General features: G+C 57.3%; 28 protein-coding genes. 14 read left to right on the forward strand and 14 right to left on the reverse strand.

What is annotated here, in order from left to right; genetic code table 11:
* The first annotated feature begins 44 nt into the window (after window positions 1-44).
* The 3 genes from pyrH to SynBIOSU31_RS10205 are packed head-to-tail and all read left to right on the forward strand — an operon-like array spanning window position 45 to window position 2,436.
* The gene (pyrH, locus tag SynBIOSU31_RS10195; protein ID WP_186489710.1) at window positions 45-752 is read left to right on the forward strand and encodes a UMP kinase; all 708 of its coding nucleotides are present in this window, start codon (window positions 45-47) and stop codon (window positions 750-752) included.
* 8 nt (window positions 753-760) lie between these two features.
* Window positions 761-1,309: a ribosome recycling factor gene (gene frr / locus SynBIOSU31_RS10200; protein WP_186489711.1), complete on the forward strand. Its 549-nt coding sequence runs from the start codon at window positions 761-763 to the stop codon at window positions 1,307-1,309.
* The gene (locus SynBIOSU31_RS10205; protein WP_186489712.1) at window positions 1,306-2,436 is read left to right on the forward strand and encodes an NAD(P)/FAD-dependent oxidoreductase; all 1,131 of its coding nucleotides are present in this window, start codon (window positions 1,306-1,308) and stop codon (window positions 2,434-2,436) included. The genes frr and SynBIOSU31_RS10205 overlap by 4 nt, the downstream gene beginning before the upstream one ends.
* Here the strand turns inward: SynBIOSU31_RS10205 and SynBIOSU31_RS10210 are convergent.
* From SynBIOSU31_RS10210 to SynBIOSU31_RS10235, 6 genes are all read right to left on the reverse strand, one after another.
* The gene (locus SynBIOSU31_RS10210) at window positions 2,433-3,899 is read right to left on the reverse strand and encodes an FAD-binding domain-containing protein (protein ID WP_186489713.1); all 1,467 of its coding nucleotides are present in this window, start codon (window positions 3,897-3,899) and stop codon (window positions 2,433-2,435) included. The two genes, SynBIOSU31_RS10205 and SynBIOSU31_RS10210, sit on opposite strands and share 4 nt — an antisense overlap.
* Before the next feature lie 49 nt (window positions 3,900-3,948).
* Window positions 3,949-4,335: a Crp/Fnr family transcriptional regulator gene (locus SynBIOSU31_RS10215; protein ID WP_186489714.1), complete on the reverse strand. Its 387-nt coding sequence runs from the start codon at window positions 4,333-4,335 to the stop codon at window positions 3,949-3,951.
* 28 nt (window positions 4,336-4,363) lie between these two features.
* Window positions 4,364-5,536, reverse strand: coding sequence for a transaldolase (locus SynBIOSU31_RS10220; protein ID WP_186489715.1), 1,173 nt, complete (start codon window positions 5,534-5,536; stop codon window positions 4,364-4,366).
* A 92-nt stretch (window positions 5,537-5,628) separates the two neighbouring features.
* Window positions 5,629-7,434, reverse strand: a complete 1,806-nt coding sequence (locus SynBIOSU31_RS10225) for a peptidoglycan D,D-transpeptidase FtsI family protein (protein WP_186489716.1) — start codon at window positions 7,432-7,434, stop codon at window positions 5,629-5,631.
* Between the two features lie 3 nt (window positions 7,435-7,437).
* The gene (locus SynBIOSU31_RS10230) at window positions 7,438-7,893 is read right to left on the reverse strand and encodes a hypothetical protein (protein WP_186489717.1); all 456 of its coding nucleotides are present in this window, start codon (window positions 7,891-7,893) and stop codon (window positions 7,438-7,440) included.
* Window positions 7,894-7,976: 83 nt separating this feature from the next.
* Window positions 7,977-9,353, reverse strand: coding sequence for a CPBP family intramembrane glutamic endopeptidase (locus tag SynBIOSU31_RS10235; RefSeq protein ID WP_186489718.1), 1,377 nt, complete (start codon window positions 9,351-9,353; stop codon window positions 7,977-7,979).
* Window positions 9,354-9,462: 109 nt separating this feature from the next.
* On the opposite strand from SynBIOSU31_RS10235, the gene SynBIOSU31_RS10240 reads away from it, so the two are divergent.
* Window positions 9,463-10,791 (forward strand): histidine phosphatase family protein, encoded by a 1,329-nt coding sequence (locus SynBIOSU31_RS10240; protein ID WP_186492979.1) that lies wholly within the window; start codon window positions 9,463-9,465, stop codon window positions 10,789-10,791.
* Between the two features lie 11 nt (window positions 10,792-10,802).
* Window positions 10,803-12,083 carry a dihydroorotase gene (locus SynBIOSU31_RS10245; RefSeq protein ID WP_186489720.1) on the forward strand — a complete coding sequence of 427 codons (1,281 nt, stop codon included), beginning with the start codon at window positions 10,803-10,805 and terminating at the stop codon, window positions 12,081-12,083.
* Here the strand turns inward: SynBIOSU31_RS10245 and lepB are convergent.
* A complete protein-coding gene (lepB, locus tag SynBIOSU31_RS10250; RefSeq protein ID WP_186489722.1) occupies window positions 12,055-12,786 on the reverse strand; it encodes a signal peptidase I in 732 nt (243 codons plus the stop codon). The genes SynBIOSU31_RS10245 and lepB overlap by 29 nt on opposite strands.
* Window positions 12,787-12,868: 82 nt before the next feature.
* Here lepB and SynBIOSU31_RS10255 point away from each other — a divergent pair, with 82 nt between their 5' ends.
* Window positions 12,869-14,374, forward strand: a complete 1,506-nt coding sequence (locus SynBIOSU31_RS10255) for a hypothetical protein (protein ID WP_186489724.1) — start codon at window positions 12,869-12,871, stop codon at window positions 14,372-14,374.
* Here SynBIOSU31_RS10255 and SynBIOSU31_RS10260 read toward each other — a convergent pair.
* The 4 genes from SynBIOSU31_RS10260 to SynBIOSU31_RS10275 form a co-directional block, all read right to left on the reverse strand.
* Entirely contained in the window at window positions 14,337-14,696 is a 360-nt protein-coding gene (locus SynBIOSU31_RS10260) for a Spx/MgsR family RNA polymerase-binding regulatory protein (protein WP_186489732.1), read from the reverse strand. The genes SynBIOSU31_RS10255 and SynBIOSU31_RS10260 overlap by 38 nt on opposite strands.
* Before the next feature lie 2 nt (window positions 14,697-14,698).
* A complete protein-coding gene (locus SynBIOSU31_RS10265; RefSeq protein ID WP_186489734.1) occupies window positions 14,699-15,058 on the reverse strand; it encodes a 2Fe-2S iron-sulfur cluster-binding protein in 360 nt (119 codons plus the stop codon).
* Between the two features lie 107 nt (window positions 15,059-15,165).
* Window positions 15,166-15,678, reverse strand: a complete 513-nt coding sequence (locus SynBIOSU31_RS10270) for an inorganic diphosphatase (protein WP_186489736.1) — start codon at window positions 15,676-15,678, stop codon at window positions 15,166-15,168.
* A gap of 307 nt (window positions 15,679-15,985) precedes the next feature.
* Complete coding sequence (locus tag SynBIOSU31_RS10275; protein WP_370593623.1) at window positions 15,986-16,423, reverse strand: resolvase; 438 nt, start codon at window positions 16,421-16,423, stop codon at window positions 15,986-15,988.
* Window positions 16,424-16,597: 174 nt separating this feature from the next.
* Here SynBIOSU31_RS10275 and SynBIOSU31_RS10280 point away from each other — a divergent pair, with 174 nt between their 5' ends.
* From SynBIOSU31_RS10280 to SynBIOSU31_RS10295, 4 genes are all read left to right on the forward strand, one after another.
* Window positions 16,598-18,388: a proline--tRNA ligase gene (locus tag SynBIOSU31_RS10280; RefSeq protein WP_186489740.1), complete on the forward strand. Its 1,791-nt coding sequence runs from the start codon at window positions 16,598-16,600 to the stop codon at window positions 18,386-18,388.
* 38 nt (window positions 18,389-18,426) lie between these two features.
* Window positions 18,427-18,849, forward strand: coding sequence for a photosystem II protein Psb27 (gene psb27, locus SynBIOSU31_RS10285; protein ID WP_186489742.1), 423 nt, complete (start codon window positions 18,427-18,429; stop codon window positions 18,847-18,849).
* A gap of 117 nt (window positions 18,850-18,966) precedes the next feature.
* A complete protein-coding gene (locus tag SynBIOSU31_RS10290) occupies window positions 18,967-20,286 on the forward strand; it encodes an adenylosuccinate synthase (RefSeq protein WP_186489744.1) in 1,320 nt (439 codons plus the stop codon).
* Window positions 20,287-20,340: 54 nt separating this feature from the next.
* A complete protein-coding gene (locus SynBIOSU31_RS10295; protein ID WP_186489746.1) occupies window positions 20,341-21,354 on the forward strand; it encodes an adenosine kinase in 1,014 nt (337 codons plus the stop codon).
* Here SynBIOSU31_RS10295 and cutA read toward each other — a convergent pair.
* The gene (gene cutA / locus SynBIOSU31_RS10300; RefSeq protein ID WP_370593624.1) at window positions 21,290-21,661 is read right to left on the reverse strand and encodes a divalent-cation tolerance protein CutA; all 372 of its coding nucleotides are present in this window, start codon (window positions 21,659-21,661) and stop codon (window positions 21,290-21,292) included. The genes SynBIOSU31_RS10295 and cutA overlap by 65 nt on opposite strands.
* On the reverse strand, window positions 21,621-22,460 hold the full coding sequence (locus SynBIOSU31_RS10305) for a precorrin-6A/cobalt-precorrin-6A reductase (protein WP_186489749.1): 840 nt from the start codon (window positions 22,458-22,460) through the stop codon (window positions 21,621-21,623). The genes cutA and SynBIOSU31_RS10305 overlap by 41 nt, the downstream gene beginning before the upstream one ends.
* A gap of 14 nt (window positions 22,461-22,474) precedes the next feature.
* Here SynBIOSU31_RS10305 and SynBIOSU31_RS10310 point away from each other — a divergent pair, with 14 nt between their 5' ends.
* Window positions 22,475-22,927: a single-stranded DNA-binding protein gene (locus SynBIOSU31_RS10310; protein WP_186489751.1), complete on the forward strand. Its 453-nt coding sequence runs from the start codon at window positions 22,475-22,477 to the stop codon at window positions 22,925-22,927.
* A gap of 18 nt (window positions 22,928-22,945) precedes the next feature.
* Here SynBIOSU31_RS10310 and SynBIOSU31_RS10315 read toward each other — a convergent pair whose 3' ends face one another.
* Complete coding sequence (locus SynBIOSU31_RS10315) at window positions 22,946-23,125, reverse strand: hypothetical protein (protein ID WP_255477451.1); 180 nt, start codon at window positions 23,123-23,125, stop codon at window positions 22,946-22,948.
* Window positions 23,126-23,232: 107 nt separating this feature from the next.
* Here SynBIOSU31_RS10315 and SynBIOSU31_RS10320 point away from each other — a divergent pair, with 107 nt between their 5' ends.
* Genes SynBIOSU31_RS10320 through SynBIOSU31_RS10330 form a run of 3 tightly spaced genes read left to right on the forward strand, consistent with a single transcriptional unit; the run spans window position 23,233 to window position 25,762 of the window.
* Complete coding sequence (locus SynBIOSU31_RS10320) at window positions 23,233-23,817, forward strand: DUF2854 domain-containing protein (RefSeq protein ID WP_186489755.1); 585 nt, start codon at window positions 23,233-23,235, stop codon at window positions 23,815-23,817.
* A complete protein-coding gene (gene argB, locus SynBIOSU31_RS10325; protein WP_186489757.1) occupies window positions 23,810-24,667 on the forward strand; it encodes an acetylglutamate kinase in 858 nt (285 codons plus the stop codon). Before SynBIOSU31_RS10320 ends, argB begins: the two co-directional genes overlap by 8 nt.
* A 3-nt stretch (window positions 24,668-24,670) precedes the next feature.
* The gene (locus SynBIOSU31_RS10330; protein ID WP_186489758.1) at window positions 24,671-25,762 is read left to right on the forward strand and encodes a DUF3153 domain-containing protein; all 1,092 of its coding nucleotides are present in this window, start codon (window positions 24,671-24,673) and stop codon (window positions 25,760-25,762) included.
* The last annotated feature ends 1 nt before the right edge of the window (window position 25,763 follow it).

The raw sequence follows: 25,763 nt of genomic DNA on the forward strand, positions 1-25,763 counted from the left end.
GCGTCCGATCCTGCTTGCTACTGTCAGCTGGATCAGGTGGATGAATGGCCTACGCGCGTGCACTCCTGAAACTCAGCGGAGAGGCGCTGATGGGAGACCAGGGGTACGGAATTGATCCAGCCATCGTTCAGTCCATCGCCTCAGACGTTGCCAAAGTGATCGCTGGTGGCACCCAGCTGGCGATTGTGGTGGGCGGAGGAAACATCTTCCGAGGCCTAAAAGGGTCAGCCGCCGGAATGGATCGAGCCACAGCTGATTACGTGGGCATGCTGGCCACCGTGATGAATGCGATCACCCTTCAGGACGGACTGGAACGTGCAGGTGTACCGACCAGGGTGCAGACAGCCATTGGCATGCAGGAAGTCGCAGAGCCTTACATCCGCCGTAAAGCCATCCGCCATCTTGAGAAAGGACGTGTAGTGGTCTTCGGCGCCGGCTGCGGCAACCCCTTCTTCACCACCGACACCACGGCAGCCCTACGGGCCGCCGAAATCAATGCGGATGTGGTGTTCAAGGCCACCAAGGTGGATGGGGTCTATGACAAGGATCCCGCCATCCATGCCGATGCCGTGAAACAGGAACACCTCACTTACCAACAGGTCCTGAGCGGCGAACTTGCCGTGATGGACAGCACTGCCATCGCTCTTTGCAAAGACAACAACATCCCGATTGTTGTTTTCAATCTGTTTGAACCTGGCAACATCGGCAAAGCCGTGGCTGGAGAGCCAATCGGTTCCCGGATCAACAACTGACAACCGTTATGTCGAAGCAAGACCTCGAAGCGAGCATGCAGAAGTCGGTGGAATCCACCCAGCGCATGTTCAACACCATCCGAACAGGGCGCGCCAACTCGTCTTTGCTCGATCGCATCTCAGTGGAGTACTACGGCGCCGACACACCACTGAAGTCGTTGGCGACGCTGACAACACCTGACTCACAGACCATCCAGATCCAGCCCTTCGACATCAGCTCCCTGGCGGGGATCGAAAAGGCAATCGCCATGAGTGAACTGGGATTCACCCCCAACAACGACGGCAAGATCATCCGCATCAACGTGCCGCCACTGACTGAGGAGCGTCGCAAAGAATTCTGCAAGCTCGCCTCTAAATATGCGGAGGAAGGCAAGGTAGCCCTGCGCAACATTCGCCGCGACGCCATCGACAAGACCAAGAAACAGGAAAAGGAGGGTGAGTTCTCCGAAGATCAGAGCCGTGACGAACAGGAGAGCATCCAGAAAACCCTCGAAAAGTTCATCGCTCTGCTGGAGAAACACCTCGCCGATAAGGAGGCCGCCATCCTCAAGGTGTGATTGAAACCGACGTTGCCGTAATCGGTGCCGGAGCTGCCGGCACTTCAGCTGCATTTCACCTTGCTAACGCGGGGCATTCAGTCACCATTCTGGAAGCGGAGTCCGGGGTTCAGATCAAACCCTGCGGTGGAGGCATGGCCTCCTCTGTGCAGAACTGGTTCCCTTTCGATCTCAGTCCAGCGGTTGATGATGTGATCCGCCAGGTTGACTTCAGCTGGTGCCTGGAAGATCCCGTTGTTGCCGAACTACCCGGGGAAGCACCGTTTTGGATTGTTCGGCGTGAGCATCTGGATTCTTTACTGCTTGCGCAGGCAGTAAGTGCCGGTGCCTCCATTCAAAGGCCATGTCGTGTGACAACACTCGAACGCACCGGCGAGTGCTGGACACTCAAAGCGGAACAAGGATCTCCTGTTCAGGCCAGAGCCGTTGTGATCGCTGATGGCTCTGGGTCTCCCTGGCCGCAACAAGTCGGCATCGGCCCCAGCTCACTACATATGGCAAGCACGCTGTCGGTTCGCCTGGAGGGACACGGAACGCTCCCCCCTGGAACAGCACGCTTCGAATTCGGACTGGTGCACCATGGGTTCGCCTGGGCTTTCCCGCTGGCAGACGGGATCAATGTTGGAGTGGGCACCTTCATCGGTCGTGATGTCACCGATTCGGAGACGATCCTGAGTGCACTACTACCTGACCTTGGCTTTTCTGCCGATGCAGGTCTTCGGCAGCAAGCCAACCTGAGGGTCTGGAACGGTCACAGCGCACTCCATGCCAACGGGATCGTGGCGGTCGGCGATGCCGCATCTCTCTGCGATCCGTTCCTTGCAGAGGGATTGCGACCGGCTCTGATGAGCGGCTGCGAAGCTGCAAAGCACCTTGACCGCTGGCTGAATGGTGAAGAGCAATCCCTTCAGGGTTACTCCAAGGCGATGAGACAGCGCTGGGGCGACTCCATGGCCTGGGGTCGTCGGATCGCACAAGTGTTCTACCGCTTCCCCGGTGTGGGCTATCAGCTGGGAGTTAAACGACCGACGGCTCCTAGACGGATCGCCCAGATCCTCTCAGGCGAGATGGGATATGGCGATATCGCGCAGCGTGTCATTCGCCGACTGCTGCTGCAGCGCAACTAAAGATCGAATGCCAGCTGCTGCACGGATGGATCACTCATGCCGCGACGTGATCGTCGTCGAGAGGATGCCGGCAGACCGGCACGCCTAGAGCCATGTCGCCGCTGAATGACATCGGCATGATGATCAAATCCGGCTGAACGTCTGATCGCAAAGATCCTGTCTTTAGCTTGTCTCGCCGAATCGGCACAATCCACGATCGGCATCACGCCGTTGAACGCCCAGGGTTCATGAAGATGCACCACGGGAACATCCGCCAGTTCCGGACACCAACGGCGGATGAACACCCCATCCTGATCATGGTCACGACCCTGCTTGATCGGGTTGTAGATCCTGATTGTGTTGATAGAGGTGCTGCCCGACTGCATCTGGCACTGACTCCAGTGAATTCCTGGTTCGTAATCCACAAACAGACGTGCAAGGTGCAGACCGCTATCCCTCCAGGGCAACCAGAGGTTGTAGCTCGCAAATGACATCAACATTGCCCGCATCCGGAAGTTGATCCACCCATTGGCTCTTAAGGCCCGCATACAGGCATCCACGAAAGGCACGCCGGTACAGCCGTGGGCCCAGGCCGCCAAACGCTCGACATCAGGAGTACGGAGATCACGCATGAAAGGGTGAAAGTCCTGCCACTCGATCGATGGCTGATCCTCGAGCTTCTGAATGAAATGACAGTGCCAGTGAAGCCTCGACCCAAAACTGCGCGCCCCGCGTCCCTGAATCCCACGACTGCGCTGAAGAACCTCTCGCATGGATAGACAACCCCAAGTGAGATAAGTGGAGAGCCTGGAACACCCCACGAAGGCTTTGTTCGGGCTGGAAATAGAGCGGCAATAGTGCTCCACTCGTTGGTCGAGAAAATGCTGGAGTTCGTTCAGACCGGCATGACGGCCACCATGCTGGCGATGGGGGCAAGGATCAGGCTCGAGTCCAAGTTCAGCGGCCGTCGGCAGTTCACCAGGCGAGACACCCTGCAAAGGCTCGAGATGACTAGGAGCAGCCGTAATCGGTTCCGCCATGCGCTCTTCCCAGCGCCGGGCCCATCCACCACGAGTGCGTAACGGGCGGATCACTCCAAACTGCGGAATCTGCTGCCAGGGAACGCTGCGCTCCTTGGCCCACGCAGCGACCCGCCTATCTCTGGCGTAGGTCCAGTCGTTGCCGGTCTCTTCATGACTCCATAGGCCCTCTACACCAAGCTGGCGCCTGGCACGTTCCAGCACCTCCACCGCGTCCCCGCAGCGAATAACCAACGGCTGTCCAATAGCAGCCATCGACTTTTGGAGATCGAGCAGAGCTTCCCTACAGAACTCCCATTGACGACCTGAGGCATCGCGCTGGAGCCAGAAATCAGGCTCAACGATGTAAAGAGGCAACACATCTCCAAGAGCCAATGCTTGGATCAGCGGCCTGTGATCCTCCAGCCGCAAGTCGCGCTTGAACCAAACCAGCTGCAACCCCATCGACGACGGAACAGCTCAAAAGACTCTGAAGAACCTAATCAGATTGAGATCAGACCTGGGTTGCAATCTTCAGATCACGCAGACGGGCGTCAACGGAAGCCAGCAGTTCAATGGCAAACATGGGTGACTCCTGAACGGCAAACAGGAATTTCTCGCGGTTCATCTCGATCAATCGGCAATCGGTTTCGGCCTGTGCCGTGCCAAGCCGGCGATGGCCTTCCATCACCAACGCGCCGGCACCAAAGACGTTGCCTGCCTCGATCAGTTCATATCCCTGCTGTCCGTTTTCGTTGGTCCAGGTCAGTCGAATCGTGCCCTCGAGCACACCGAACATCGATGCACCTGGGTCGTCAGCCTTGAAGATGACATCACCGGTCTTGACGCCGTGCACCTCACTCTTCTGAGCAAGGGCACGCATGGTATCGAGGGCATTCACGGACCAACAGTCAGAGACAACAGGACGATCAAGCTCTGGTCAGTGACAGAGCAGATCCGAAGCCACTGCGCACTTCCTCCTGAGTGAGCCTGCCGTCATGATCTGCATCCAGAGCGTCGAACACAGCATCACTTCCAAGCCACTCATCACGAGTAATGCAGCCGTCACCATTCATGTCATTGAGCATGAAGATCTCCTGCACGGCATGACCGAAGGCCTGACCACCTTCGAGCTCCGCCAGTCGATGGGCCAGCATGCTTTCCAGCGTTTCAATCGCCTTGCTGAAGCCCTTGATACCTTCACCAAGTTTGTCCGTGGCCATGCGATCAGAGGCCATCAGGCTGTCGAACTGCTCTTTCTCCACATGGATCTGTGCTTCGCTACTGGACGGATTGGCCGCATCGAGTTTTTGGTTGAGCGTGGCCTCACTGGAACGCAACTGATCGAGCAACTTGGGTGAAATGGTGAGCAGATCGCAACCAGCAAGCTCGGTAATTTCATCGATGTTGCGGAAACTGGCCCCCATCACCTCGGTCTTATAGCCATGAGTCTTGAAGTAGTTGAAGATTCTGGTGACAGACAAGACACCGGGATCCTCTGGACCGGGATAAGAGTCCCTCCCTGTGTCGGCTTTGTACCAGTCGAGGATGCGGCCAACAAAAGGCGAAACGAGAGTGACGCCGGCTTCAGCACAGGCAGCCGCCTGAGCGAAGCCGAACAGGAGAGTGAGGTTGCAGTGAATCCCTTCCCGCTCAAGAATTTCAGCGGCTTTGATGCCCTCCCAGGTGGAAGCAATCTTGATCAGGACACGATCGTTACTGATGCCGGCGTCGTTGTAAAGGCGAATGAGCTTGCGGCCCTTTTCAATGGTGGCGTCGGTGTCGTAACTGAGCCGAGCATCAACCTCGGTGGACACGCGCCGGGGAACGATCTTGAGAATCTCCTTGCCAAAAATCACGCTGATCTCATCAAGCGCCTCCCGCACCACTGTCTCGACGGGCGCACTGTCGCCGATCAGACGACGAGAGGATCGCAAGGCCTCGTCGATCAGGCTTTGATAGGCAGGGATCTGAGCAGCTGCAAGGATCAAGGAGGGATTGGTGGTGGCATCCCGTGGCGTGAACTTGCGAATCGCTTCGAGATCACCCGTGTCTGCCACAACGACGGTCATCGCAGAGAGCTGCTCAAGAAGAGTTGCCATATCCCTAAAGGCTTATTACTTGTAACGTAGCTGCGTTTTGGGAGCTGGCATCCCACTGAAAAGTTCAGCGGGAGACGGGCACTTTCAGCGCTTCACCCGGGTTGCTCCGAAGCCGAAGTGAGTGCCGTGCTGGGAGGGATCTTTTCGATCACTAACAGACCGTCGATGATTGATTTGGCGACTGGAAGAGCCACCGTGGATCCATAGGCATTGTCTCCCTGAGGCTCATCCACCACTACCAGCACGACGTAGCGCGGATCATCGACGGGGAGGGTCGCCACAAAACTGCAGATCAGAGCGCCGGGAACGTAAACACCATTGAGGGCTTTCTGAGCCGTGCCGGTCTTGCCACCGATGCGGTATCCCGGTGTTCTGACGCCCTTGCCGCTTCCTTTCTCAACGACTGATTCCATCCAGGACATCACGGTTCGGGTGACCTCAGGTTTCAGCAGTGGCTTGCCTTGGCGTGATCCAGGCGGAGCCAGCGCATCGCCGGCTCTCAATCCTCGGGTGATGTGAGGGCTAACAAGACGACCGCCATTAGCGAGCAAGGCGTGCAGCTGCACCAGTTTCAACGGTGTCAGAGAGAATCCCTGCCCGAAAGACGCCGTGGCTGGCTCGATCGGCTGGGTCGTGAACTGCTCCTTGGTCTTGAGCTGACCAGCAACCGCTCCGGGAAGGTCGGTATCGGGCCGTGCATCCAGACCGAGGCGGCTCAACCAGTCCCAGTAGGTCGAGGAGGGCAGATTGCGCATGGCCTGGACCATGCCGACGTTGCTGGACACCTGCAGCACCGTGGGGAAGTCGATCAGACCATTGGCACGCCGGTCATGATTATTGATTGGCCATCCACCGATCGTGACAGAACCGCTGTCCTGAACACGTCCTGTGGTCTGAATTGCATTTTCCTGAAGAGCCAGCGCCAGGTTGATGGGCTTGAACGTGGACCCAGGTTCATAAAGATCCTGAACCGACCATTCGCGGAAACGACCTGCCGGAAAACTCCAATAGCTGTTTGGGTCGTAAGTCGGCAGAGAAGCCAGCGCCAACAACTCACCATTGGTGACGTCCATGACAATCGCTACACCTTTCTTCGCCTTCCAGGTTTTGATCTGAGCAGACAGAGCCTTGGCAGCAACGGCTTGGAGACGAGCATCGAGCGTGAGCTGAAGTCTCAGGTCATCTCCAAAGAAGACTCCGGCATCGAGATTGTCGGGAAGCGGAGTGCCATCGGCTCCTCTCCGAAGACTTCTGGCCTGTTCATGACGTTGCAGTTCATCGTGTCGGCTTTGTTCAAGCCCTGCTTGAGGTTCTCGATCCTGATTGAGAAAGCCGACCACATTGGCGAAAAGATCACCCTGGGGATAAACGCGGTAGGGATAGGACTCCAGGTCAACTCCAGAGATGCCAGCGGAACGAATCCTCGATGCAGTCTCGGGATCCAGCCCTTCCATCAACTTGATGCCGGAGGGACGATCGCCAATTCTCTTGAGGATCTCGCCCTCGGTGAGTGTCAGCAAAGGAGCTAGACGTGCGGCCACATCGGCAGAAGGGCGAATGAGAGTTGGAGCATCGCCTGGAAGATTGAAGTAACGCGGATGTAGCCAGAGCCGATAGCGCTCTTCGTCAAGAGCGACAAGGCGTCCGGTGCGATCCACAATCGGACGACGAGTCCCTAGCGGCTTCGTGCGCTGGGTTTGCACTGATCGCGCACGGCCTTCAAGCTCGCTGGCCTGAAACACCTGCAACCAGGCCATTCGTCCCATCAGACCAACAAGACCCAGACACAAAAGCACGAAAACAGATCGCATTCGTCCTGCAGGGACTGGCTCCAGAGGCACAACCCTCCTGCGCTGGCGACTGGCTCCTGGCTGGTTGGGCTTGGCGGAACGGCCCATCAATCAGTAGCCGTGATGAATGGTGCGCTCCATGAGCGAGCCAAGCATGGCCAGGTGGTCAATCCCTGACTTTGTAGACGCCGATGAGGGACGTTCGAGATACACCAGATTGGCCACAGTGGTGGGAACCATCTGCTTAGGGGTTTGTGAACGCTCCAGCAAATGACGTTCAAGCATGGCCGTGGATTCGGTCAGACGATGGGCTAAATCCCGGGTCATTTCAAGCTGACGGAAGGCCATTGTCCACTGGTGCTGCCAGTGCAGCGTGAGCCCACTGAGCACAAGAACTGCTGCGAATACTCCGATCAGGCTGCCGTCTGCAGTGCGATGCAGACCCGCAAGCAGAGGAGACTTGCGAGCGACACGACGTGCAGAGAGCGACCCCTGAATGACCTCGAACGGACTACTAGAGGCCGGACGTTGCGCGGAAGACGGTTGTGACTGCGGAACCGCGACCACGGACAAGGTTGATCAATGCGCCAGTGAACCACCTGAGGGAGGACATCGCAAGCCTGAAACCTTGACCAGGACTGAAGATTGGATCAGCTACCCAGCAACACGAGATTCAGGAAGGTCACGCCGTTCCAGAGTGAATGCATCACCACGCAAGGAAGCAGACGGCCGGTGCTGAGACGCAGCAGGCCGAGGCCGAGGCCGAGCACGAGTAGTGGAGCCAGTTCGCCGACGCTGAGATGAGCCACAGCAAAGATCAGAGCACTCGCCAGCACGCCTCCTGATCGACCCAGGGACTGGCCAAGTACAGGCAGCAGCACCCCGCGGAAGATGGTTTCTTCAAAGAGAGGCGCCAGAACCACAGCCGTGAGAGAGAGCAGCAATAGGGCGATGGGGTCCTGACTCTTAAGGACGATCTCAAGCAAGGGGTTGCTGCCTCCCTGATCCCCGATCAGACGAGTGATCAACCAGCCCGTGAGAACCACGGGAGGCAACACCATCAGCCAACCTCGCCCCCCCTGAAGCAAGGCAATGCCAAAAGGCTGGAGCCGCCACTGCAGCCATCCTTGCGGAGGCATCTGTGCACGGTCCAGCTGCTTCAGCTGCTGACGCAAGATCAGCAGAGGAGGTCCTGCAAGAGCGACATAACCCAGAAATACATTGACGCCCTGAGTCAGAGGCGCAGAAAGACCACGGGTGAATGCCGAGGAGATCGGGATGATTAAAAGGGGCATCAACACCTCACCAAGCACCACAAAACCGCCCGCCACAAGCAGCACCATGTCCAAAACCCCCAGAGGAGGGGCGAGCAGAGTTGGCCAGGCCGGTAGTCGGCGACGCATCAGTTGCCATAGATGGCGCAACAGCAAAAGTCCACCAAGCAGAAGCGCCGCAAGGGGAAGAAGCTCACTGATCACCAGCCGGCGAGCGGCTCTTGTCGCTACAGCCTGATCAAGACAGCTCTCCTTTTCACCACCTAGTGCCTCACAGGCGAGACGACGGGTTAACGGGTCGGCAGTCAGCTGGAGCAGCCTGGAACGCTCATCCGCCGAGACCTTGTGGCTGTCGCCTTCCGCGAGAGCTCTCTGAAGCTGAAGCAGATCACTGGATTCGAGATTTAACTGTTGGAGACTGCGCCGATGCTCTGGATCCGTCTCCAGAGCAGTGAACAAAATCTTTTGGCGGTCATCCAAGCGCTCCAGCGGAATTTGACGCAGGCTTTCCAGCAGGGAATCGGAGGCATCTGCTCCGAGCAGCAAGGGTCGCAGAGGCGCAGGAACTTGAGGCTCTGCCAGCAATGTCAGCTCCTGTTGCTCGAGCGACAATGCAGGCGCGACAGAGGGTTTATCGAAACTGTCGACCAGTCCAAGCGCCCAAATCGTGGTGGCCAGTACCAACGACAGAATGGCAAGAAGCACCTTCCAGGACGGGGCCGCCGTTGATCGTCCGGAGGGTGGGCTGGTCACAAGAAGCAGGCGAATGCTTTGGATTCTCGTCGGTAGCGCGTGCCACGGCCGATGAAGAGTTCACCCTGGTCACGCTCATACGATGGCGGCGCTCTATCAGCATGTAGCGGTGCCCCTGCGTCTTCTCCTTGTTCGCCACGGTCTCAGCAGCTTCAATGTGGAGCGGAGGATCCAGGGGCGTGATGATCTCTCCACACTCACGGCTTCAGGACACGAGCAGGCGCGCCGGCTGGGACAAGCGCTTGCCGATGTTCCTATGAAGGCGGTTTATAGCTCTCCGCTGAAACGGGCTGCGTCCACCGCTGCAGGAATCCTCGAGAACCGTGACGACGGACTTGAACCAAGCTTTGAGGATGGGCTCCTGGAGATTGATCTCGAGCCATGGAGTGGACTGACTGCGGCCGAACGATCGGATCGCTTCCCAGAGGAATTCGCCACCTGGAAACAGAAGCCTGAAGCTTTAGAGCTGATCAGGAAAGACGGAAGCCGTTACCGCCCTTATGAGGAGTTGATGAAGCAGGCCCGCCGCTTTCTAGACGAGCTGATTAAGCGGCATCCCGTCAACAGCGATGACACCGTGCTGCTGGTCGGGCACAACGCCATCCTGCGTTGCCTGATCGTGAGCCTGCTGGGCGAACCGGAACGGGGCTTCCGCCGGCTCCGCCTCGACAATGCCTCACTGTCGATCTTCAATCTCAGCCCACGCGACAACGGTCATCAGTTGCAGATCGAGTGCCTGAACAGCACGGCACACCTTGACCCCCCGCTGCCTGCCAAAGGCGAAGGATCAAGGCTCATTCTGGTGCGACACGGCGAGACAAACTGGAATCGCGAGGGTCGGTTCCAGGGACAGATCGATATCCCGCTCAACAGCAATGGGCATGCCCAGGCGGAGGCTGCGAGGGGCTTTCTGCAAGACGTGTCCTTGCAAAAGGCCTACAGCAGTTCAATGTCACGCCCACGCGAGACGGCTGAGGGCATCCTGAAATCTCACCCAGGCATCTCCATCACGCTCACGGACGGGCTGATGGAAATCGGTCATGGCCTCTGGGAGGGCAAGCTTGAATCAGAAATCAGCGCCGATTGGGGAGATCTGCTGGAACAGTGGAAACGTTCACCTGAAACGGTGCAAATGCCTGAAGGGGAAACAATCCAGGATGTCTGGAATCGCTCCGTTGACAGTTGGAACGCGATTGCGTCCAGCCTCGATTCCAAGGAAACTGCCTTGGTCGTCGCCCATGACGCTGTCAATAAAACGATCCTTTGCCATCTACTTGGCCTCAGCCCTGCTGATATCTGGGCCGTGAAACAGGGCAACGGAGGTGTCACGGTGGTCGACATGCCATCGGAACCAGGGCAGCCTGCGGTGGTTGCCTGCCTCAACCTCACCTCCCACCTCGGCGGTGTGCTCGATCGCACGGCGGCCGGAGCGCTCTGACACTGAGATCGATGACCGAGATGATCCTTCTCGACCCCGTAAGGGTGCTGGTTGGGCCCGACCACCCGCTGCAGGAACAGGGTGCGGCCCTGCTGCGGGAAGGACGCCTCGAGGCACTCGGAGAACAGGCCCGCGAAGTGGCTCGATCAACGGGCATCCCTTCAAGAGCTGCCGGGCATCAGCTTCTTGCTCCATGCCTGGTCGATGTCCATTCCTCACTGCCGGAGCCTTTCCAGGGCCAAGGCGAAACACTGGAAAGCCTTGTGCGCTCTGCCGCTGCAGGAGGTTATGGGCAGCTTGCTCTGCTGCCTGAGGCATCAGCAAACCGTCGCGAACTGCCTGATCGACTTCGGGGATTTCAGCTCTCAGGCTCTGATCTGGCGCTCCATCTTTGGGGCGGCTTCAGTCAGGGAGGGAAGGGCGAACAACTGACTCCCCATGCTGACCTGATCGAGGCAGGTGCCGTGGGCCTCTCAGATGGAGACAACATGCCACCGGTTTCCTTGCTCGACCGCGCCCTCACCTTGGGCGAATCAGGGGCATCACCTGTGCTGATCCCACCGCTTGATGCCGTTCTGCGCGGGGAGGGGCTGTTGCGGGAAGGCCCCGAAGCCCTGAGAGCAGGCTGGCCCACTGATCCTCTGAGCAGCGAAACGCTTCCGCTCAGTCAGCTCGCCCAGCTGCAGCAAGAGCACCCGCAGCGCAAGCTGATGCTGATGGGTCTATCCACCGCAGCAAGCGTTGGTCTGCTGCAACAGTTGAAGTTGCGTCCCGCAGCGACCGTGAGCTGGTGGCATGTACTGACCAGTAGCAGTTCCAGTGCAGCCACGGCAGCCTCATGGTTTGTCTCACCGTCCCTAGGCAACACAAGAGATCGTGATGCACTGATTGAGGGCCTAAGCGAAGGGCTGATCCAGGCGATCGCTGTCCATGCATCACCGCTTGATGATGAAGAGTGCCTACTGCCTCCTGATCAACGCCAACGTGGAATTGCCGGCCATCAACACGTGCTTCCCTCTCTCTGGCAAGCGCTTGTGGTGTCTAAGGGCTGGACAGCGGAACGCCTCTGGGATGTGCTCAGCTTCGGGCCCGCCCGACTTCTGGGGGTCACTGAAGAACGTCTGATTCCGGGAAGCAATCGCTGGCTTCTCTTTGATCCTGATGTGATCTGGACGCCCTCGCGATCGGATCCGTGGGCTTCGAGGGCCGCCAATCAACCCTGCCTCGACGGTCCTTTGCGTGGACGCGTTGTGCAATACGGCCTCAGACGCCCAGCGAGCCCAGTCGATTGAGAGGCCAGAACCTCCAAAGCGCTCGGCCAATGATTTGGTCCTCAGGTAAAAAGGGACCACCTGGCCAATAGCGACCATCCCAGCTGTTGCTTCGGTTGTCGCCAAGAGCGAGCACATGCCTTTCAGGCACGGTGACGTTGAGCGTTCGGCAGAGACTCATCCCCTGCTCATCAACAGGGCAGTATTTGGTGACATAGGGCTCATCCAGGGGATCTCCATTCACCCGGACTTCTCCACGAGGGTTCACGGAGACCTGGTCTCCACCCACAGCGACAACCCGCTTGATATAGGCATCACAAGCAGGGTGACTAAGACCGGGAATCAATCCCAGGAGAGGAAAGTTGGCCAAAACACAACGGAACGTTGGTGGTGGGCCAGCAGTTTTTAATGCTGGATCAAAGGCATGCGGTGATTTGAACACCACAATCTCTCCTCGCTTGGGGCCGCGAGTGGCGTAAGAGAGTTTTTCAACCAGCAGACGGTCCTGTATCTGCAAACCGGGAAGCATCGAGCCTGAAGGGATGAAACGTGCTTCAGCCACGTAATGGCGGATCCCAAAATAAAGAGCCAGGGTGAAGATCACGGGTCCCCAGAAATCCCAAAACGGATGTCCTTTTTGGCCCTGCGACTTGAAGGAAGCCGAAGAGGAATCCGATGGAGAATCAGCTTGTGGAGGCGAAGCGTCGTGCTGGGCGTCTGGCAACGGAAACCTTGCTGACCGTGGGTCATCCAAGATAGGCCTGATAGCGATGGCCTCCTAGCCTCAGCGGAGATCGCTCACACCCATGGTCAGACCTCGGTGGCAAGGTGTGAAACCCTCCGCAAGCCGTCGCTTCTGGCTTGGCTGGGACCGAATGGTCGCAGGGATCGCAGCCCTGAACTTGGCCTGGGTCGTCTTCGACGTGACCTATGTGCCCCTACGCAACTTCTGGCTGCAGCGCACCCTATTTCCCCTGCCCTCCATCAGCCTTGCTGTTCCGCTGCCCTGGCTGCCCGACATCACACCCTTCTATGACCCCGTGAAGGGAATAGAGCCTCATCGGGACACCGAGGCGTACATCGAACATTTTGAGCGTTTGGAAAAGACCGCCGCGGCCACCGGTATCAATAGCCCTGCGGCCAAACAGCTGCGTCTGGAAATGGTGGTGCGCAACAGTCAGCTGATCGATGAGAACCCTTTTGTCAGCTCCAACAAATTAGGAACACTTGAGAAAATCAAAAGTCGCCTGAGAGCGAGGGCAGGAATGGATTCAGCCAAACAATCCGCCGCCCATCTACTTGGAGACCGCTATCTGACGGATGAAAGATGGGCAGCGGAACAAAGATTTTGGCGCAAAAATATTCTTCCCCTCGCGTCCACGAATTACTGGCGCGGCACGGATGAAAATGGGCAGCCGATTGATCTGTCTTGGAGAATTGATCTTCCCTTCCAGATTCTCTTTCTCCTGGACATCATGCTGCGCGCCATTCGGCTGAAGCAGCGCTATCCCGCCATCGCCTGGAGAGACGCACTGCTGCGTCGATGGATTGATTTACCACTGCTGATTCCGTTCTGGAGGCTGCTGCGAATCGTGCCCGTGACAGAGCGCCTATCCAGCGCACGCATGATCCAGCTGGAACCGCTCAGAGCTGCAGTGAGCCGCGGAGTGGTCGCTTTGCTCGCCCTCGAATTATTCGAAGTGATCACTTTGCGAATCCTCGATGCGGCGCAGGATGCAGTGCGTTCACCCCATTGGCCCGACAAAATCAGGCGTCTTTGCAGCCATCAGAGCATCGAATCGGATGGGGAAAGGGAACTCGCTGAACTGCTGCGCCTCTGGCTTCCATTGGTATTGACACAAGTCGGACCGGGAATGCGTCCACAGCTCGTTGCCCTCGTGAGTCACGCTTTGCAACGCAACCTTGAGGACAAAGCAATTCCGCCGCCTCTGCGAGCGTTACCTGGAATTAGCAAAGCCGAAAACCAGCTCAGCCTTCAGTTATCGACAGGCCTTGTTGACTCTTTATTGAATCTCTCTCGCAATGCAGGGGATCGTTTTGCACAGAAAGATCCTGTGCTTCAGGACCTGGGCATTCAGACTGTTGATCGATTCTGGGAAGAACTAGCAAAAACACTGGAACAGGGCCCAGTTCTCGAACGCAGCCAGGAACTCGTGGCCGCTTTTCTCGAAGATATCAAACGAAGCAGCATGAATCAGTTGCGGTTCCAGAAAAATGTCGATGAACTGATCACTGAACTCGACGGATTGAATTTCAGCTCAGAAGCTGCTCAGACCAAACCTCGGGCTTAAAGCCAATCAAAAACCGACCATCCGGGCATTGAACGAAGGGCCTTTTGATCAGCTTTCCGTCGGCAGCCAGCGCTTGAAGCGCTTGCTCGTCACTCATTTTTTTAACCGTTTCAGCACCAATGGCTCTGTAGCTTTGTCCACTGGTATTGAAGATCGGCTTGACCTCACCAAACTGGCGGTAAGCCTGATGCAATTGATCAGCTGAAGGGGGATTGAGAGTGATATCAATCACCTCAAAATCAAACCCTTCATTTTCAAGCCATAAAAGAGCTTTTCGACAGGTACTACAGCGGGAATAACCGAAAACTGTGAAACCGGCCACGATTATCGGCTCAGAAGACTCTTGACGGCGCCAATGAGGCTATTGGAGCCCTGACCCGCTCCATCTTCGGGACGCGGGCGAATCGTCACATCACCATTGACGGTGGTTCGACAGCTGAGACGGTAGTTGGCAGGGCGATCCGACAGATAGACCTCCTCGACATCACTGAGTGGAGATAGGTTCTGAGCCCCTTCAAGGACTTCGACCACACAAGTACCGCACTGACCAACACCACCACAGTTATTGAGGTTGTTCAGACCTTTGTATGGGTTGACGCCCGCTGAGAGAACCGCTTTGCGCAGGTTGGCACCCTCAATGCAGCCAACTTGTTGGCCTTCCTGCTCAAAACGGATGGTGGGCACGGTGATTTACAAAACAATGTGGCTTAATTTACAAGCAACTTGGCTTCAATCGAGGATTTCGCCCTTGAACCCATGCCCAGAATGGTGTTCGTTGAGCTGATGACGGATCAGGAAGAAGCGGCTTGGACGCATGTATCAAGCAATGGCTGAACTGCATCGACGTCACGCCAGCCGCCTATCTCGGTCACACGACCTTCCATGTTTTTGTAGGTGCGGAAAAATTCGGCAACATCCTCAAGCTGACTGGGCGCGATCTGATGAATGCTCTGAATTCCCTGCTGACGGGGATCTGCCACAGGCACGCAAAGGATTTTTCCGTCGTAATGACCCATGTCGTGCATATCAAGGACACCAATGGGTCTTGCTTGAATTAGACATCCAGCGAAGGTCGGTTCCGCCATGATCACCATGGCATCAAGGGGAGATCCGTCCTCGGCAAGCGTGTTGGGAATGAAGCCGTAATCGAATGGATATCGGACCGATGAGTAAAGAACCCGATCAAGAGCCATCACTCCAGCTTCTGCAAAATATTCGTATTTATTGCTGCTTCCTGCTGGAATCTCAACGATCAGATTGACCAGTCCTGGAGACGGAGACGGGGTAAGAGCCCTGAGATCCATACATCTCTTTGACGGTGACTGAAGAGTAAGTGGGACGATCGGTCAGCACAGCTGCCAGTGGAATCCCTAATCCTGTAACGGCGAGAGTAAACCCGAGAACAGCAAGAGCAGGGACAGCAACGAACTGCGCTGCATACGCAGAGTGTTTAGGGGGAGGCTCAGAGTCCATTCAGTGGTGATCGGGGACATCCCAGACTTCTTGTACAAGGCCTAGAAGCCGTGAAGAACGTCAATGGACGACTTCAAGGGAGATTGAGTTGTGAATCAAGAATCAGAACTCATCGACATTCTGACACCAATGCAAACCTTATGCAGCAGGACGATCCTGTCGATCACGTCGCGAGGCGAGATCGGAGGGAGCTTCAGGAAGCCCATCAAGGCGAGATCTAATCATGCGCAATTCATCGAGAATCGCACCAAGCACTTGTTGCGTGGCGGTGGATGGTGAATTGAGGACTTCAACAGTGACCTCCTTGATCCTTAGAACATCCTTGGCGAATCGAGCCACCTCGTTGGGATGAAACAAAAGAGGATCTTTCTGATCACTTCTGTATTCGGGGTTGAGCTTGCGAGGGTTAAAAACGGGGTTGAGGTTACGCGGATCGGTGTTGGTGTAGCGATACACAGATGCACGCGACCGATTCAATGACTTCTGAACATCATCAATACCAACCAACGCATCGGACTGAGACAGAACAGCAGCAGCATCTCCCCGAAAATCCGTGGATTCACTCACGCTCGGCATTGATACTTCTAACGACCGAGGAAACATGAGACAGCGCTGGGACAGGTTGGATTCCGCAGAACATAGCAGCTGAGACTCAGGACGCCAGCATCGATCACAGCAAAAGTGACAGTTCCCTGATCGACCGTTTTCTTGGCGGTGATAGCTTCCTGGCCCTCTCTATAAATTCCTGTCATGCGCGTCTCCCGCCTGTCGCTGGTGACGTTGAGGAACGTGCCCTCGGACGCTGAAATCCCGTCTCATCAATTGCTTGTTCGTGGTGGTTACATCAGACGAGTTGGGCCGGGTCTCTACGCCTACCTCCCCTTGATGTGGCGCGTTTTGCGCAAGATCAGCAGGATTGTTCGAGACGAACTTGACAGCCTCGGAGCCCTTGAGACGCTGCTTCCACAGCTCCAACCCGCTGAACCATGGGAACGCAGCGGTCGCTGGCAGGGCTACACCGCCGGCGAGGGCATCATGTTCCACCTCGAAGATCGCCAGGGCCGGCGCGTGGGCCTTGGACCCACCCATGAGGAAGTGGTCACAGAACTGGCTAGGGAGCTGTTTCGCTCCTACAAGCAGTTGCCTGTCACGCTCTATCAAATTCAGACCAAATTCCGCGACGAGATCAGGCCCCGTTTCGGGCTGATGCGCAGTCGGGAATTCATCATGAAGGACGCCTACTCCTTCCATGCCGACGAAGCGGATCTGGAGCAGACCTATGCACTGATGGCAGGGGCCTATGCCCGCATCTTCAAGCGCTGCGGTCTCAACGCGGTTGGAGTGGACGCCGACAGCGGCGCAATTGGAGGAGCCGCTTCCCAGGAATTCATGGTGATAGCGAATGCAGGCGAAGACCTGATTCTCTCCACTCCAGATGGAAGCTATGCCGCCAATCAAGAGAAAGCCATCTCACATCCGAGTCCAGCACTGCCACTGCCTCCAGGTGAGGAACGAAACCTTGACACGCCGGCTCAGGCAACGATTGAGGATCTCTGCTCTGCCAACAACCTCTCCCCATCTCAGACCGTCAAGGTGCTGGTGCTGCTGGCCCGTCTAGATGACGGCAGAGAGCAACCTCTGCTGGTCAGCCTGCGAGGGGACCAAGAGCTGAATGAGGTCAAGCTGACCAATGCCGTGACCAGGCGGCTGGGGGCTTCCGCACTTGAAATTGCACCGATCAAACCAGAGCAGCTCCGACAGCAGGGTCTCGGGTCCCTGCCTTTTGGCTCCATCGGCCCGGATCTTGCAGACAGCTCTCTGAACAATGCCGAAAGCTGGGAAAACCAATTTGAACGACTGGCGGACCCAACCGCGCTTGATCTTGAGCGCTTTGTCTGCGGCGCCAACAGCACTGACAAGCATCGCTGGGGGGCGACATGGAGCTCCATGCCCGCGCAGAACAAAGTTGATCTACGCAATGCCAAGGCCGGGGATCGATCTTTCCACAACCAGGAACAGATCCTTGAGGAGCGGCGGGGTATCGAGGTGGGCCACATTTTCCAGCTCGGCAGCAAATACTCCGACGCTCTCGAAGCCCGTTTCACCGATCAGGACGGCAAGCAAGAGTCATTGTTAATGGGCTGCTACGGCATAGGCATCTCTCGCCTCGCCCAGGCGGCAGTGGAACAACATCACGATGACGCGGGAATCTGCTGGCCGGTGAGCATTGCACCCTTCCCGGTCATCGTTGTTGTGGCGAACGTGCAAGACCCGACGCAGCTCGCCCTGGGGGAGACCCTGTACGGATCCTTGCAATCGGCAGGAGTTGATGCACTCCTGGATGACCGCAGCGAACGTGCCGGAGTCAAATTCAAGGATGCCGATTTGATTGGAATTCCCTGGCGGATCGTTGTGGGTCGCGAAGCCGAGGCCGGACGTGTTGAGGTGGTGGAACGATCCACCCGCTCAAACAGCACCATGTCTGATCAAGACGCCTTGACCCAAGTGCTCAAGGCCGTCCAAGCTCACACCATGGTCTAGCGCTGCTTCGCCTTAAAGTTCCCCAAAATTTTCCTGCCATGCGAATAGAGCTGCAACGCCTCAGCCGCCAACTCAGGGGATTCACCCTGGCCTTGTGCCTTGGTCTCACCCTGATGCTCTCCGCCTGCGGCGACAGCATTTCAACCATGACTGGCGATTACGTCGAAGACACAGTGGCCGTTGTTCAGTCGCTGCAGACCACGCTTGCGCTCCCCTCTGACGCTGAAGGGTTACAGGAGTCGGAAAAGGCAGCACATGATCTTATTAACGACTACATGGCGAGGTATCGACCAAGGCCCCGGATCAATGGCCTCAGCTCCTTCACCACGATGCAGACAGCCCTGAATTCTCTTCAAGGTCACTACAACACCTACACCAATCGACCAGTGCCTGAAGCACTGCGCACTCGTGTTGAAAAAGAGCTGAGCAAAGCCGAGAAAGCCGCTCTTCGAGGAACCTGAGCATCCGCAGCCACGAACCCGTCAAAGGACCAATCACAATTTCGCAACTCTCTTTGACCTCAGGCAGGTAGATCTGAGAGAGTTCCGGATTGTGCAGAATGGCGGCTTCGGGCCGCAGTGTCTTTGGCCAATGTTGTCGTCATCGGTGCTCAGTGGGGTGACGAAGGGAAGGGAAAGATCACAGATCTCCTCAGCCGTTCCGCTGATGTCGTCGTTCGCTATCAGGGCGGAGTCAACGCTGGCCACACCATCGTGGTGGACGATCAGGTTCTCAAGCTTCACCTGATTCCCTCTGGAATTCTCTATCCCGATACCGTTTGCCTGATCGGTTCAGGAACCGTCGTGGATCCCAAGGTGATGCTCGGCGAACTCGACATGCTGATCGAGAATGGGATCGATATCGCTGGGCTGAAACTCGCCTCCACAGCGCATGTGACCATGCCCTACCACCGCCTTCTCGACCAGGCGATGGAAAAGCAGCGCGGCGATCGGCGCATCGGCACCACGGGTCGGGGCATCGGTCCGACCTACGCGGACAAATCCCAGAGAAGCGGTATCCGCGTGATCGACCTTCTTGACGAATCGCGTCTGCGCGACCGGCTCGAAGGCCCACTGAATGAGAAGAACCAGCTTCTACAAACGATTTATGGCGTGGAACCGCTCGATGCAGAAGCGGTCATCAGTGAATATCTGGCTTATGGCAGACGACTAGCCCACCATGTGGTGGACTGCACCCGGGAGATTCACCAAGCGGCACGCGGTCGCAAAAACATTCTCTTCGAGGGCGCACAGGGAACGCTTCTCGACCTGGACCACGGCACCTATCCCTATGTCACCTCCTCCAACCCCGTATCCGGGGGAGCCTGCATTGGGGCTGGTGTGGGACCGACTCTGATCGACCGGGTAATCGGTGTTGCCAAGGCCTACACAACCAGAGTTGGAGAAGGTCCCTTCCCTACTGAACTCGATGGCAGCCTCAACGATCATCTCTGCGACCGTGGTGGCGAGTTTGGCACCACCACTGGCCGCCGCCGCCGCTGCGGTTGGTTTGACGGTGTGATTGGTCGCTATGCCGTTGGCGTGAACGGCCTTGATTGCCTGGCCGTCACCAAGCTCGATGTCTTGGACGAACTCGATGAACTTCAGGTTTGTGTGGCCTATGAGCTTGACGGAGAAAGGATTGAACACTTCCCCTCCTGCGCAGAGGCATTCGCCCGCTGCAAACCGATTTATGTGACGCTGCCTGGCTGGCAATGTTCAACCGCTGAATGCCGCACGCTTGAGGATCTCCCCGACAAAGCGATGGCGTACCTGCGCTTCCTGGCCGATCTGATGGAGGTCCCGATCGCCATCGTGTCACTGGGTGCCGGTCGCGATCAGACCATTGTTGTCGAGGATCCGATCCACGGTCCAAAACGGGCACTTCTCAGCGCCTGATTCCAGCAAAGGCCATCAGGGCGTAAGACTGCCGCAGTCAATACAAACTTGTTCATGGCCGATTCCTCCCGTTTCCAGCCCAACGCTTCCCTGGATGTGGTGGGAATCGGCAACGCAATCGTGGATGTCCTCGTCCAGACCAAGGACAGTTTTCTCAGTGAGCACGATCTGCAGAAAGGGGGAATGTGCCTCATCGACGAACAGCAGGCTGAAGCGTTGTACCAATCCAGTGGTCCTGGGCTGGAAACCTCTGGCGGATCAGTGGCCAACACCATGGTTGGTATCGCTCAGCTTGGCGGGCGAACAGGATTTATCGGTCGAGTGCGTGATGACCAACTCGGATCGATCTTCAGCCACGACATCCGTGCAGTGGGAACCCGCTTTGAGACACCCTCCGCAACCACTGGCGCCACGACTGCACGCTGTCTCATTTACGTGACTCCCGATGCAGAACGCACAATGTGCACCTTCCTCGGAGCATCAACACAGCTTGAGCCAGAGGATCTTGACCTCTCCATGGTCAAGCAAACAAAAGTGCTTTACCTCGAGGGCTACCTCTGGGATAGCCCTGCAGCGAAGCGGGCCTTCATTGCCGCAGCGGAAGCTTGCCGGGCGGCGGGCGGAAAAGTCGCTCTCTCTCTCTCCGATGGCTTCTGCGTGGATCGCCACCGAGAAAGCTTTCTCGAGCTGGTGAACGGTCATGTCGATGTGCTGTTCGCCAACGAAGTGGAGATCAAAGCGCTTTATCAGACCGAAGACTTCGACATCGCAATCGAGAAGGTACGCGGTTGTTGCTCAGTGACAGCGGTCACTCGCGGAAGCGACGGATCGGTTGTGCTCAGCGGAGATCAGCGTTGGGAGATTGGCATCTACGGACTCGGCGAACTGGTTGACACCACCGGTGCAGGCGATCTGTATGCCGGAGGATTTCTCCATGCCTTCACCCAGGGCCATTCCCTGGAGCGCTGCGGACAACTGGGAGCTCTTTGCGCCGGTCAGATCGTTACCCAGCTTGGTGCTCGCTCCCAGGTCTCTCTTCCTGAACTGATGCGGGAGCATCTGAACTGAGGCCATCCAATACCCACGCCGCATAGGCCATTCCAGCCTGAGCTGCCATGTGGAGAATTTCGGGAGTGTCATAGCTGTGGAGTTCCTCGAGAGCTGAAAGCAGCTGTTCCAGACATTGGGGGCTGGTCTTGATGAGTAACTGCACTTCCTGCGAACGCTCAATTGCCCCCTTCCAGCGGTAGCAGGACTGCACTGGCATCAAGGTGACGCACGCTGCTAAACGGCGCGTGATCAATTGCTCGGCAAGGTCTCCGGCCTTGATCTGATCAGCCTCCGTGGTGAGGACCAGTCTCAGATCCGTTGACATGGCCATCCAGCTGTCGACACAACTGGCTCACGCTATGAACCACGTCAACATTGGGCATTTGGTTGGGTCGTTTTAGCTTCCAGAGACGGATGGAGTGGCGAAGGGCCAGATCACTCCAGAGTTGATCCGCAGCTCCACCCGACTGACGACAAAACACATCGGTGATCTCCCAGCGTCGACACAGTGCCGCTTCCAATCCCCCAATGCGATCACCTATTCCAGGCCTCAACACGGCCAGCCGCTCGCCGGACAATCCCGCAAGACCAGCCTGGCGGATGGCTTCAGGCGTGGGAAGAACCCTGGCATAAATAGAGGCTCCTGCCAGCCTGGCTGCCGTCGCAGCGGCGGCTAGCTGCCGCGCTCCGACGGCAAGAAGCAGACGGTGGCCTGAAAGAGCGCAGTCCGAGAGATCAGCGACTGTGAGAAGCAGTGATCCATCCGACACCACGTGATCAGGCCGCTCGAATCGAAGCAGCGGCAGATTCCGGAGGGAGCATGCCAAGCGGAGTTGAGCACTGATCTGCACAGCGAAAGGATGGGTCGCATCCAGGACAAATGTCACACCCCGTGCTGCCAGGTGTTGCCCAAGAGATTCCTGAGAGGTGAACGGCCCCACATGCAGGTCATCCAGTTGCATTCCGCAGTAGGCCCTTGCCGCAGCTGGACTGACAACACTGATACTGACGCGATAGCCGGACTCCAGCAGAGTGCTCGCGATCCCTGGTCCCTCACCGGTTCCGGCGAAGACCAGCACATGGTTCTGGCGATTCCGCCAGTGGTGCATCAGGATGGCGCTCACCGACCAGAACGAGGATGAATCACTGCGTACTTGAGGTGGATGTTCTACAGGCTCCCACCCTGCGATACACGCAAGACAATCAGACACCAATTGCGGAAATGGAGGTTGGTTTTGATGCGTTACGCCCCGACGACCCCAGAGGTCAACTGAAGGTGGTGGGATGGGGCAACCTCGCCCAAGACCTTCAGAATCGCGTGCAAGTGGGCCAGCGGCTGCTGATTGAAGGCAGGCTGCGTATGAACACGGTGCCCCGTCAGGACGGCACCAAAGAAAAACGCGCTGAGTTCACGCTCGCCCGGTTGCACCCAGTGTCGGGTGAATCCAGTGCCACGGCTCAGGCTCAACCTTCAACCACACTTCCTTCGAAGCGTCCTGAACCTGCTGCTGCTCCCTCACCTGCAAAAGAGCCGGCAGCACAGTGGAATACCGCACCGCTCGTTCCAGACACGGACGACATTCCTTTCTGAATAACGGCACATCGTTGTCTAGCTCTGATCGGTGGCTGAGCTGAAATGCTCCGAGGCTCGCTGCAACAGCTGGCCAAGCTCACGCTCGAGTGCAGCCAGGTCCAGGCGAAATTCCTGCCATCTCCCCCGGTCAATCTGTTCCAGCAACCAGGCCCTGTCCTGCTCAAGCTGTTCAATCAGCGCAGTTGCATCCTCCATTGAATTCTGATCCTGGTCTTTCGATCGGGTGCTGTCCATCAACTGCGGCCGCAGGCCTATCCATCCTGAACCCCGCACGGTCAGAATGGCGCCACTTCCAATGCCGCATGAACGATCTGCTCTCGCCAGGAAGCCTGGTCACCATCGCCGGCGGTGTGCTCACCGTGGTGGGTGCTGTGGCTTACGGGACCGGCGCCGCCAACTTGAGTCTGCCGACAATTTTCTACGGCATTCCGATCTTGCTTGGCGGACTGGCCCTGAAGTCTTCAGAACTACCACCGGCCAAACGCGTCACGCCAAAAGCACAACTGAAGGGAGAACGTGAGGCTGCAACTCCTGAACTCGGGAAACTTCTCAGCGATGTCACCCGTTGGCGATATGGCCAGAAAGCCCATTTAGAAAGTTCTCTGGAATCACTCAAACTTTGGGATGAAGACAACCCTCCTCAGCTTCTAGAGATTGAGGAAATCATTCAGAGCGGTCACTACGGACTGCGGTTGCGTTTCGCCTGTGAGGCCGTTCCGCTTCAGATCTGGCAAGAGCGAAGAGACCGACTCAGCCGCTTTTTTGCCAAAGGTCTTGAAGCAACAATCACCCCTCTGAGTGGAGAAAGACTGGATTTGATTCTCCTGCCCATGGGCGTTTCGGCAACGGATCAGCAAGCTGACTCCGGAGAACTGGCGAATGGATGATGCCCTCAGGGTCTCTGTCCTGAGTGAGGCTCTTCCTTATATCCAGCGGTTCGCAGGCCGCAGGATCGTGGTCAAGTACGGCGGAGCGGCCATGGCCCATGCCGAACTGCAAACAGCCGTCTTTAGAGATCTGGCTTTGCTCTGCAGTGTCGGAGTCCAACCTGTTGTTGTGCATGGAGGGGGGCCTGAGATCAATCACTGGTTGAAGCGACTAGCCATCGCACCAGAATTCAAGGACGGTCTGCGTGTGACCGATCCAGAAACGATGGACGTGGTGGAAATGGTCCTGGTCGGACGGGTCAACAAACAGATCGTTAACGGACTCAACCGAGTTGGCGCAAAAGCGGTCGGCCTAAGCGGCAGTGACGGCAGCCTGGTGGAGGCCCGCGCCTGGGGAAATGGCAGCCACGGGATGGTCGGCGATGTGGCCAAGGTCAATCCTGATGTGCTCGAAGCGCTGCTGGAGCGTGGTTATCTGCCTGTGATTTCCAGCGTGGCCGCCAACCCAGATGGAGTTGCCCACAACATCAACGCCGACACGGTGGCCGGCGAAGTCGCCGCCTCCCTTGAAGCAGAGAAGCTGATTTTGCTCACAGATACACCAGGCATCCTGCGCGACCGGGAAGATCCTGGGTCTTTGATCCGTCAGCTGAAGCTTTCAGAAGCCAGGCAGTTGATTCACGAGGGCGTGGTGGCCGGGGGGATGACACCCAAGACCGAATGCTGCATCAGAGCTCTTGCCCAGGGAGTTTCCGCTGCCCACATCGTGGATGGGCGCGTCGCCCATGCCCTGCTGCTGGAAGTGTTCACCGATGCCGGAATCGGCACCATGGTGGTGGGACGCAGCTGAGGGATGAGCAAAGGGCTTGCGGCAGCCGAACGGGCACTCGAACGGGGTGATTACGGCCTGTGCCTACGCCTGCTGGAACCGCTCGCCGCCGCCAACCCGATCACGGAACCCGAAGGAGCAACCATCCGCATGGTGATGGTGACAGCCTGGATGGGACAGGGCGAGGAACGCAAAGCGATCTCCACCTGTCGTCTGCTCACCCGCTGCAAGGATCCTGATCTACGCAACCGGGCTCGTCAGTTGCTGAGTGTGCTCGAGGCTCCAAGCCTGGAACGTCCTGCTCGCTGGTCGATGCAGCTACCCACACTGGACATGGCACCCCGAGTGGGGAAAGGCAGCCCCACCAGCCGAAGACGACGACAGCCGACTCCACCACCTGCCCCTCCAACCGGTCCAACGCAAGCACCATCAGCAGGTTTTGCCGTACTGGTGCTGACGGTTTTGATTGGACTGACCCTGTTGCTCAGCGGATGCGTGCGCGTCACTGCAGAGATTGATTTAGCTGGGCCCGATCGCCTGGCAATGAGCTGGCGGATCAACAGCCTTAGTGGTCACAGTCTTCCTTGGCAGCAGAACTTCGCCAAAGCGCTGCGTTCCGAAGGCCTGAACTGGACGGTGCAGCAAGACAAAACGGGCTCTCTCAATCTGATTAGTCCCATGCTGGGTTCAGACCAGGCCGCCAGGCTGATGCGCAGCAGTGTGAAACTGGCTGGACTCAGCGCTGGCGTCATCCTTCCCACCCCAGATCTATCGATCGTGGAGAGGAACTGGTTGATCGGAGTGCAGCAGCAGCTGAATCTGCGGCTGGACCTCTCTCCCCTCGCCGAGTTTCCCGCTGGCGACCTACAGGTCAGCATCACGCCTATCCATGATCTTGAGCGGGTCAGCAGCAGTCCCATAACAGGACGCCTGAAGGGGGACGTTCTGCTCTGGACACTCGACAGCGGCAGCGTCAATCAATTGCAGATCCGCCGCTGGCAGTGGAGTCCTCTCGGGTTGGGAAGCGTGCTGATCAGTCTGCTGCTGCTAGTCAGTTTTCTGCTCCAGTCCATGCGGGTTCGACTCGGCTTCGGCTACCCCGAGCTTCCGTCCTGAT

The organism is Synechococcus sp. BIOS-U3-1, from assembly GCF_014279975.1.
Lineage (GTDB): Bacteria > Cyanobacteriota > Cyanobacteriia > PCC-6307 > Cyanobiaceae > Synechococcus_C.

Bases quoted from the DNA above. Each gene is read 5' to 3' on its own strand.
- pyrH (WP_186489710.1), top strand. From the start codon at position 45: ATGGCCTACGCGCGTGCACTCCTGAAACTCAGCGGAGAGGCGCTGATG.
- cutA (WP_370593624.1), bottom strand. From the start codon at position 21,661: ATGTCAACGGATCTGAGACTGGTCCTCACCACGGAGGCTGATCAGATC.
- SynBIOSU31_RS10295 (WP_186489746.1), top strand. From the start codon at position 20,341: ATGGCCGATTCCTCCCGTTTCCAGCCCAACGCTTCCCTGGATGTGGTG.
- SynBIOSU31_RS10210 (WP_186489713.1), bottom strand. From the start codon at position 3,899: ATGGGGTTGCAGCTGGTTTGGTTCAAGCGCGACTTGCGGCTGGAGGAT.
- SynBIOSU31_RS10270 (WP_186489736.1), bottom strand. From the start codon at position 15,678: ATGGATCTCAGGGCTCTTACCCCGTCTCCGTCTCCAGGACTGGTCAAT.
- SynBIOSU31_RS10220 (WP_186489715.1), bottom strand. From the start codon at position 5,536: ATGGCAACTCTTCTTGAGCAGCTCTCTGCGATGACCGTCGTTGTGGCA.
- frr (WP_186489711.1), top strand. From the start codon at position 761: ATGTCGAAGCAAGACCTCGAAGCGAGCATGCAGAAGTCGGTGGAATCC.
- SynBIOSU31_RS10245 (WP_186489720.1), top strand. From the start codon at position 10,803: ATGACCGAGATGATCCTTCTCGACCCCGTAAGGGTGCTGGTTGGGCCC.
- SynBIOSU31_RS10275 (WP_370593623.1), bottom strand. From the start codon at position 16,423: ATGCCGAGCGTGAGTGAATCCACGGATTTTCGGGGAGATGCTGCTGCT.
- psb27 (WP_186489742.1), top strand. From the start codon at position 18,427: ATGCGAATAGAGCTGCAACGCCTCAGCCGCCAACTCAGGGGATTCACC.
- SynBIOSU31_RS10320 (WP_186489755.1), top strand. From the start codon at position 23,233: ATGAACGATCTGCTCTCGCCAGGAAGCCTGGTCACCATCGCCGGCGGT.
- SynBIOSU31_RS10280 (WP_186489740.1), top strand. From the start codon at position 16,598: ATGCGCGTCTCCCGCCTGTCGCTGGTGACGTTGAGGAACGTGCCCTCG.
- SynBIOSU31_RS10330 (WP_186489758.1), top strand. From the start codon at position 24,671: ATGAGCAAAGGGCTTGCGGCAGCCGAACGGGCACTCGAACGGGGTGAT.
- SynBIOSU31_RS10255 (WP_186489724.1), top strand. From the start codon at position 12,869: ATGGTCAGACCTCGGTGGCAAGGTGTGAAACCCTCCGCAAGCCGTCGC.
- SynBIOSU31_RS10225 (WP_186489716.1), bottom strand. From the start codon at position 7,434: ATGGGCCGTTCCGCCAAGCCCAACCAGCCAGGAGCCAGTCGCCAGCGC.
- SynBIOSU31_RS10310 (WP_186489751.1), top strand. From the start codon at position 22,475: ATGAATCACTGCGTACTTGAGGTGGATGTTCTACAGGCTCCCACCCTG.
- SynBIOSU31_RS10315 (WP_255477451.1), bottom strand. From the start codon at position 23,125: ATGGAGGATGCAACTGCGCTGATTGAACAGCTTGAGCAGGACAGGGCC.
- argB (WP_186489757.1), top strand. From the start codon at position 23,810: ATGGATGATGCCCTCAGGGTCTCTGTCCTGAGTGAGGCTCTTCCTTAT.